Origin of the sequence: Shigella sp. FC1544 (assembly GCF_001722145.1) — a bacterium.
Lineage (GTDB): Bacteria > Pseudomonadota > Gammaproteobacteria > Enterobacterales > Enterobacteriaceae > Escherichia > Escherichia coli.
In genome coordinates this window covers 1-1,603 of record NZ_MECT01000282.1, presented here as the reverse complement: position 1 = coordinate 1,603, position 1,603 = coordinate 1, and the positions used below count along the sequence as shown (strand labels likewise).

General features: G+C 35.1%; 1 protein-coding gene. It reads left to right on the top strand.

Going from position 1 to position 1,603, the window contains the following annotated elements; translation table 11 throughout:
* Positions 1-1,231 (top strand): type 3 secretion system effector OspC4 (ospC4, locus tag BGK49_RS14230; protein WP_158513074.1); only part of this gene is annotated, 1,231 nt, incomplete at its 5' end.
* Positions 1,232-1,603 lie beyond the last annotated feature (372 nt).

Below are 1,603 nucleotides of genomic sequence, written 5' to 3'. Positions count from 1 at the left end.
GTTTTCTCAAGGGACCAGTTTCAAATCACTAAATCTTTCTATTGAAGCGCCATCTGGAGCACGGTCATCATTTCGGTCACTTGAGCATCTCGATAAGGTGTCCAGGCACTATATCTCTGAGATAATACAAAAAGTTCATCCTCTTTCTTCAGACGAACGTCACTTACTTTCTATTATTATTAATTCTAATTTTAACTTCAGACATCAAAGTAACTCTAATCTGTCAAATAATATTCTTAATATTAAATCCTTTGATAAAATTCAGTCTGAAAATATACAAACACATAAGAATACATACTCTGAGGATATTAAAGAAATCTCTAACCACGATTTTGTTTTTTTTGGGGTTGAAATTTCCAATCATCAAGAAAAACTCCCACTAAATAAAACACATCATACTGTAGATTTTGGCGCCAATGCGTATATCATTGATCATGACTCTCCATATGGATATATGACATTAACCGATCACTTTGATAATGCTATTCCACCTGTTTTTTACCATGAGCACCAATCATTTTTCTTAGATAACTTTAAAGAGGTTGTGGATGAAGTTAGCAGGTATGTGCATGGTAATCAGGGGAAAACTGATGTTCCAATATTTAACACTAAAGATATGAGGCTTGGAATTGGGTTGCATCTTATTGATTTTATAAGAAAGAGTAAAGATCAAGGATTCAGAGAGTTTTGTTATAACAAAAATATTGATCCTGTTAGTCTGGATAGAATTATAAACTTTGTGTTTCAGCTTGAGTATCATATACCAAGAATGCTAAGTACAGATAACTTCAAAAAAATAAAACTCAGAGACATATCTTTGGAGGATGCGATTAAAGCATCTAATTATGAAGAGATTAACAATAAAGTGACTGATAAAAAAATGGCTCATCAGGCCCTTGCTTATTCTTTAGGCAATAAAAAAGCTGATATAGCACTTTATTTACTATCTAAATTTAATTTTACAAAACAAGATGTCGCAGAGATGGAGAAAATGAACAACAATAGATATTGTAATCTGTATGATGTTGAATACTTACTTAGTAAAGATGGTGCCAACTATAAAGTGCTAGAATATTTTATCAATAATGGATTGGTTGATGTAAACAAAAAATTTCAAAAAGCAAATAGTGGGGACACTATGCTTGACAATGCAATGAAAAGCAAAAATCCAAAAATGATTGATTTTTTATTAAAAAATGGAGCAATATTAGGCAAACGATTTGAGATATGACCTAAAAGCTCGGCCAAATAATAATGTCGTCGATTATCGAAGTCATCATGAGTGATTCTGTCCCCACAGTGCAGCATCAGCATGACAGTGAATTGTCTGGCGTGGTCCATTTAATGAGATGGAGATGGACCCTCTTTCCTAAATAGCTGTGCCTAATACCGCTACACTTTTGCCAGCCCATGTTTGCCTCCGGGGAATGGGCTGACGGTTCCTTCAAAATCCATTGCACGCAGTTATGTCGGAGCGGGAACTTGACTCCTGTCTTTACGGGAGTGAGGTAGCCTGAGTTTAACGGACACTCCTTCCTGAAATAGAATGGCATCAGAAGGAGCCAATAATGAGCAGAAAAACCCAACGTTACTCTACGGAGTT